Source organism: Thomasclavelia sp., assembly GCF_017889095.1.
Classification (GTDB): Bacteria; Bacillota_I; Bacilli_A; order Erysipelotrichales; family Coprobacillaceae; genus Thomasclavelia.
This window is the reverse complement of record NZ_JAGHEW010000036.1, coordinates 1-7,369: the sequence shown is the minus strand read 5'-3', so window position 1 is coordinate 7,369 and position 7,369 is coordinate 1. Positions and strand designations below refer to the sequence as shown.

The 7,369-nt window shown below is 28.7% G+C and carries 7 protein-coding genes; 5 read left to right on the top strand and 2 right to left on the bottom strand.

The window, feature by feature from the left end; genetic code table 11:
- Positions 1 to 20: 20 nt before the first annotated feature.
- A complete protein-coding gene (locus J7M77_RS01700) occupies positions 21 to 260 on the bottom strand; it encodes a hypothetical protein (RefSeq protein ID WP_296875361.1) in 240 nt (79 codons plus the stop codon).
- A gap of 232 nt (positions 261 to 492) precedes the next feature.
- Between J7M77_RS01700 and mgtE the strand changes: the two genes are divergently transcribed.
- The 5 genes from mgtE to J7M77_RS01675 all read left to right on the top strand — a co-directional run bounded on the left by mgtE (position 493) and on the right by J7M77_RS01675 (position 5,063).
- Entirely contained in the window at positions 493 to 1,836 is a 1,344-nt protein-coding gene (gene mgtE, locus J7M77_RS01695) for a magnesium transporter (protein ID WP_296875359.1), read from the top strand.
- Positions 1,837 to 1,846: 10 nt separating this feature from the next.
- On the top strand, positions 1,847 to 3,541 hold the full coding sequence (locus J7M77_RS01690) for a hypothetical protein (RefSeq protein WP_296875357.1): 1,695 nt from the start codon (positions 1,847 to 1,849) through the stop codon (positions 3,539 to 3,541).
- Between the two features lie 14 nt (positions 3,542 to 3,555).
- Complete coding sequence (locus tag J7M77_RS01685) at positions 3,556 to 3,732, top strand: hypothetical protein (RefSeq protein ID WP_296875355.1); 177 nt, start codon at positions 3,556 to 3,558, stop codon at positions 3,730 to 3,732.
- Between the two features lie 169 nt (positions 3,733 to 3,901).
- Positions 3,902 to 4,546: a DNA-3-methyladenine glycosylase 2 family protein gene (locus tag J7M77_RS01680; protein WP_296875353.1), complete on the top strand. Its 645-nt coding sequence runs from the start codon at positions 3,902 to 3,904 to the stop codon at positions 4,544 to 4,546.
- A complete protein-coding gene (locus J7M77_RS01675) occupies positions 4,530 to 5,063 on the top strand; it encodes a methylated-DNA--[protein]-cysteine S-methyltransferase (protein WP_296875352.1) in 534 nt (177 codons plus the stop codon). Before J7M77_RS01680 ends, J7M77_RS01675 begins: the two co-directional genes overlap by 17 nt.
- 44 nt (positions 5,064 to 5,107) lie before the next feature.
- Here J7M77_RS01675 and J7M77_RS01670 read toward each other — a convergent pair.
- The coding region (locus J7M77_RS01670; RefSeq protein WP_296875350.1) for a prolyl oligopeptidase family serine peptidase at positions 5,108 to 7,369 on the bottom strand (2,262 nt) is incomplete at its 5' end.

Here is a 7,369-nt window from a genome sequence, read left to right as displayed (position 1 = left end):
TATCGCTTTTTTTGATGAAATTAGTTATGGATTAAATTAAATATTATTTTTAACATAACTGGTAAAACAATAAATCCTAATAAATAATATATTAGTGGCATATCTTTAAGTTTTTGCTTTTCTTTTAATTGATAACTAATAAATATATATAGCACTAAAAATGAATAATTTATTTTTAAAGACATATCAATTCCCATAAAGACAAAATATAACATATAATGTAAAAATTTTTTAAATCTTCTTTTCTCTGCATCAGACATTATAATCACCACTCTATTAAATTTATTTTATCATATTGGTAGATTTACTACAAAATATTTAAAATAGATAAGAAGATTAAAATTTCCCTGGAAATAATATGGCTGACGATCGTTAAGAAAAATAAGATAAATGATACTAATTAATAAAATTTATTTTAAATAAAAGGGTTTTTAAGTAGTATAAATGTGGTAAAATGTTTTTGTGTTTAAATAAGGAAAGGAGCTTAGATACATGTTAGATACTATTACACGTGATGAATTAAAAAAGATTTTATTAGGTAAAGATCCTCAAGAAATAAAAAAAGTCATTACGAATATTCATCCTGCAGATATTTTAGATATTCTCCATGAAGATGAAGATAGTATTAAAGAATTAATGGATCGTTTGCCAAATGATATTGTTGCTAATATCATTGAAGAAGAGGACGATGAAGAACAACAATACGAATTATTAAAGTTATTTTCTGATGTTAAACAACGTGAAATCTTAGATGAAATGTCAAAAGATGAAATTACTGACTTAGTAGGTGAGTTGGAAGAAGATGAAAAACAAGATATTTTAAATAAGATGGATCAAGATGATAAAGAAGATGTAGAGAGGTTATTAACTTTTGACCCCGATACGGCTGGGGGAATCATGACGACAGAATACATTAGTATTCGTGCGGGAAATACAGTAGAAAAAACATTACGGTATTTACAAGAAAATACTGAAGAGGATACAACTTATTATTTATATGTTGTTGATTTAGATAATGTTTTAAAAGGGGTAGTATCTTTAAGAGATATTGTTAGTAGCAGTTTTGATACTAAGATGCTTGATATTACTAATCCAAATGTTAAAACGGTTTTATATAATGTTGATCAGGAAGAAGTTGCTTATAAGTTTAAAAAATATGGATTTATCATGATGCCAGTAGTTGATGAAGAAGATCATTTATTGGGAGTAATTGAATTTGATGACATTATTGATATCATTCAAGAAGAGAGTACCGAAGATATTAACTTATTAGGTGGGGTAAATTCCGAAGAACGTTTAGATTCTACTATCCAGGAATCTTTTAAAAGCCGGATTCCCTGGTTAATTGTCAATTTATTTACTGCGGTCATGGCTGCTGCTGTCGTTAGTTTTTTTGAAGGAACGATTGCTCAAGTTGTCACGCTAGCTACCGTAATGCCTATTGTTACGGGAATGGGCGGTAATGCCGGAACGCAAACACTTACGATTGTAGTACGAGGAATTTCGTTAGGTGAAATGACTAAATCAAATGCAATTAAAATTATGTTAAAAGAAATTGCAGTAGGAATATGTAGTGGTGTAATTATTGGTGTTTTAGTAGCTATTGGTTCAATGTTATTTGAGGGTAATCCAATATTTGGATTAGTAACCGGAATGGCCATGTTTTTAAATATGATCTTAGCTAATATTGCTGGTTATTTTATTCCTGTTATTTTAGATAAATTTAATGTTGACCCGGCTTTAGCTAGTGGTGTTTTTGTAACTACAGTAACTGATGTATTAGGATTCTTTTTCTTTTTAGGATTGGCAACAATCTTTTTACCATATTTGATTTAGGAGTATATAAATGAAAGCTAAATACTTTAGTAATAAAGTTATTAAAATATTATTAGTTTTATGGATTCTTTTGTTAGCTTGTATTGCTGGTTTTATGGTAACTGCAAATCAATCGATTGAAATTAGTTTAATTTGTATGTTGTTGTTTTTAATGATTTTGATCTTTATTGTGGTTATTTTAAAAAAAGAAAGCAATGAATATGATTTAATTATAGAAGAAACAGAATTAAAAAGTAGATATGATTTATTTAAATATAGTGACATCAAAAAAGTAAATTATGATCATGATAAAATTCAATTACAGTTTAAAGCTGGTAACTTAGAGCTAGATTATGATGAATCATTACTTGAAAAACTGCAAAGATATAATTTAGAGATAACTAAAAGATATTCTAATAATCGTTTAGTCTGGTTAGTTACAATGACTATTTCTTCATGGTTGGTATTTTGTTTTTATCATTTAGGTGTGTTGATAATGGGAATAAATCATTTAATTGCAAACTATCAAATTATTGATTATTTTAGTTTTATTTTTAGAATTATCAAAATAATTATCCCTATTATAATGATCTTTTTGTTAAGAAAAATAACAAAATATCAAAAAGTTTATATTTGTCTTGGATCATTATTATTGTTTGTTTTGGTAATAGCAAGTTATACTTTTCAAGTAAAAACATATCAAGTAAATAATGATTTGTTAGCTGCTACAATTAGTAATAATAAATTAAATCTTTATCAAAATGTCTATCAAGAATATGGTAAATTAGATTACCAAATAGAAAATGTTTCCGATTTTGAATTTGATTTTACTATAACTGATTATAAAATCTTAAAATATATTCAAAATGGTGAAATCAAATTATATACATTAAACGCTAAAAATATCGATGAACAAAAAATAAAGCCATTATTAAATAGATATACAAATCAAAATTATAAAAATAACCAAGTATCATTAACCTTTAACAATGATAGTATTGAAGTAATTTATAAAAATAGAATAAATCAATTTAATCAATATCGATTAATTGATGATCGAATTTTAGAACTTATTGATAATGGTGTAAGAGCTTATCTAGAGTTTGTCAAAGATAGTGATGACAATGAATCAAGATATTTACAATTTATATATCCTAGTGGTAATGAATTAAACAGTGAATTATTAACATATCAAAAACCAATAAATATAGAAGAATCCCAGCCGATTACAATTCCGCAAGTAACAAAAATTGAAAAGCCAACAGTAACATGCAAAGAAGCTATTAGCTTAATGGATGAAATCATTGCTTCTGGGGTTGAAAACTTTGAGTCAAATAATCAGGTAATCAAAATTCCGGCAACAAGCAGTGATTATAATCAAATTGTTTTAGAAGTAGCTAAAGCTTTTACAATTATGGATAATAACAAAACTCAAAAAATAGATACTCAGATTTTAAAGATTGTAATTAGTTCTGGTGATATTAATGAGTTTGGTGCAAGCGTTTTTGATCGTCAGGATATCTATGGTAGTGAAAAAATTACTAATGATTTTAATTATCGAATCAAAAAAGTTGGTGATTATTATTTAGCTTCAAGAATTAGTATTAAACATGATCCTAATATTGGATTACAATGGTTGGATCAGCCAATAACTACGGATACTTCGTGGACAACAGATTATATGTATCGAATTGAAGGTAAAAAATATATTGGTAATAGCTGGTAAAAAAGGAGATAAGTATGGAAGAAAAATTAGATGAAATTATTGTATTATTAAAAAATATTGATCGTAACTTGCAAATTTTAGCTGATGAAAAAACAGCTACCAAGGTTAAAAAACCAAGTAATGAAGCAATCTTAAAACAGTTTGAAGAAACAGAAAAATTATTTAATAAAGTAATGAATAAAGGAAAATAAGTATTAGTGAGAGAAGAATTGAATAATTGATTCTTCTCTTTTTTATATTTAGTGATATCTTTATAAAAATATTATCAAATAAGTAAGATACTAATATTTTTAAATAATTATTGTTATATAATATAAGTAAATTAATTTTATAAATAAAAACTTATTTCAAGGTGATGATATGTATTTTAAATATGGTGAAAAGGAAATCGAATATTTAAAAAGTAAAGATAAAAAATTAGCTAGAGTAATTGATCAAATTGGTCATCCTAATCGAGTAGTTAACCACGATATATTTTCATCAATAGTTAATAGCATTGTTGGGCAACAGATTTCAACTAAAGCTCATCAAACTATTTGGAATAGAATGGTTAATGAATTAGGTGAAATAAACGCTGATATATTGATAAATGCTGGAAAAGATAAAATCCAGTCATTTGGGATAACCTTTAAAAAGGCTGAATATATTTTAGAATTTGCTCAAAAAGTAAAAAATAAAGAAGTTGATTTAAATAGTTATCCAAATAAAAGTGATGAAGAAATAATTAAAGAACTTTGTACTTTTAAAGGTATTGGTATTTGGACTGCTGAAATGATCTTATTACATTGTTTAGAACGTCCTAATGTATTTAGTTATAAAGATCTAGCTATTATAAAAGGAATAAAAATGGTTTATCATCATAAAAAAGTAGATAAAAAATTATTTGAAAAATATCGAAAAAGATTTAGTCCATATTGCAGTGTTGCAAGTATATATTTTTGGGCAGTATCAAGTGGTGCAATTGAAAATAAAATTATGGAGGAAGAAAATGCAGTATACAAGTAAATATCAATCTCCTTTAGGACCAATTTTACTTGCAGGAGATGATGAAGGATTAACAGGTTTATGGTTTGAAGGACAAAAATATTATGCATTATATTTAGATAAGGAAAATGAGGAAAAAGAAACTGAAATATTAAAGGATGCTAAAAGGTGGTTAGATATTTATTTTAGCGGGAAAGAGCCTGATTTTAAAATCCCCCTTCATTTTACCGGTACTGATTTTCAAAATGAAGTATGGGAAATTCTTTATCAAATTCCTTATGGAAAGACAATGACTTATGGTGAAATAGCTAATATTTTAGCTAAACGTAAAGGCTTATCAAGGATGTCAGCTCAGGCAGTTGGTGGTGCTGTTGGACATAATGAAATATCAATTATTGTTCCTTGTCATCGGGTTGTTGGATCTCAAGGATCTTTAACGGGATATGCTGGCGGAATTGATAAAAAAGTTGCTTTACTAAAATTAGAAAATGTTAATATGGATAATTATTATATTCCTAAAAAAGGAACAGCTTTATAGAAGAAACTAAAAGCAAAGGCTAACTACCTTTGCTTTCTTTAATTTTATTTAGCTGTTTTACGTTTAGCAAATTTAATAACTGCTACTAAAGCAACTAATGATAAACATGCACCAATTGCAAATGGAGCAATCATAGTTGGATCACCAGTTTTAACTGATGTAGTTTCGCTAACACTAGGTTTTTCAGTAGGTTGATTTTTATCTTCAGTTGGATTATTTGTAGTTGGCTCATCAGTAGTAGGGGTATCTGGTTCTTGTAAATCTAAACGAATTGATTCACCAGTTTCTAAATCGCGAGCATATTTACTCATGAATTCCCACATTAATCGAGCATCTGGAGTATAGTTCCAATGTCCCCAACCATAGATACGTGCCATTGAAATTTCAACACCTTTATCATTTTCGATACTTCCAACATCAATTTTTGCGATGTTTTCCGCATTTGGTTCGATTGTATAACGAGTTGTCCAAGGAACACCATATAGATAACTATCTTCTTCTTTAACATTTTCAAACTTAGTAACTTCCATATCATTAAATTCTTGATATAATTGAGCTACTTGGAAGCTTCCGTTATTAGGAGAAAGATTGTCAAATGTATCTTTTAAATACTCATCACCATCACCAGTGAAGAAAATAATTGGCATATCATATTTATCTTTATTGGCAGCTACTGCTTCCTTGTTGGCATCATTAACACCAAATGGTCCTGAATGTCCAGCTCCGGCTGCAAAATATTTAGCATCTGATAATCCAGCGTTAGTAGTGTTCATACTTCCTGCTGATAATCCTGAAATGTAAATTCTTGATTGATCAATTTGTGGATATTTTTCTTCAATGATCTTTAACATAGTAATTACATCAGAGTCAGGAGTAGCATTTGAGTCATCGGTCATTGGATCATAAGTATATCCTTGATAAGTATGTCCTTGCCATTCTGGACAAATCAAAATTACACCTTCTTCACTAGCTATTTGAGCCCATCCTGATGTATCATATTGAGTTCTTGGATCATTAGTATTACCATGGAATAAAATTACTACTGGTACACTACCTTCAGCAGCATTTTTAGCTTGTTCAGGAATATATTCATACCATAATGAATTAGTACCATCATTATCTAAATCTTGAGTAATTACATGACGTTCAATATTATCAATGGCATCAATAGAATCGAAATATTGATATTTTCTTGATTGATCAGCTTCTAAATTTCCAGAAAGTAACGGTCTAGAATACCAAGTAGCTGTTTCTTTATAAACTTCACTATAATTACCGATTCTACCAAATTTTTCTAAAACTGTTCCCCATGCATCTTTAGTAGCTTCAACAGCACTTATTGAAGTATTATTGTTAACTACAACAATTTCATAATGACTTTCTGGGTTTTGATAATATCCTGAACTTACTTCTTTAGCACTATTAGCTGTTACATAAGTATTAATAACATCTTGATTATCACTTACTAAATAAGTAGGAACAGATACTTTAACTTCAGCACCTTTTTCAGGATTTACTAAGGCCAATCCAGAAACAAAGTTCATATAGCCAGTCAAATGTTGATTGATAAATGTAGCACCATTACCGATACCAATTAATTTAAAGTTATTAGCAACACCAATTTTAGTAACAATAGATTCAAAACCACTAACATCGTTTGCATTAAAAGATGTTCCATTAGATGGTCTAGCTATGTACACTTTGCTTGCAGAACGATCAACAATCTCTTTTATTCCTGATTCTTCTACATATTTTTGTGCTTCTTCATCTGATAAATATCCATCTGGATAAACAACGAATGTTGGAGCGGCAGTTGCATTTATTGAGTTGATACTTAATTTATCACTACCACTATAAACATAAGCTTCGTCCATTTGGTTAACTGAAGCTTTGTAGGCTTCGACAAATTTAGGTAAAGTATCAATTTTCGCTTTAGCCCCGTTGCTTGAAAGTTCAATAGCATCACTAGCCCAAGCAACTTCATTATATTTACTAGTAATCGTTGTACCATCTAAAAGGCCACTGATAACTTGAGCCATATCATTGAAATATTGAATTGACATTTCGCCAGGTCTTTGTGCATTATTTTCCCAGAATTGTTGCCAGCGATGACCAGCTAAAATAGCTAAATCGGGATTTTCATTTAAAATAGCTCTTGCTTTAGCGACACCATCATTTAAAGCAGCTAGAGGGTTACCGTTATTTGTATCCCAAAGTGCCCAAATAAAACCACTTCCAAAAGTATCACCAGTATACAATGCTTTATGAGTTTTGTCTGTAATCATCAAAGACCCTTCAGTATGTGC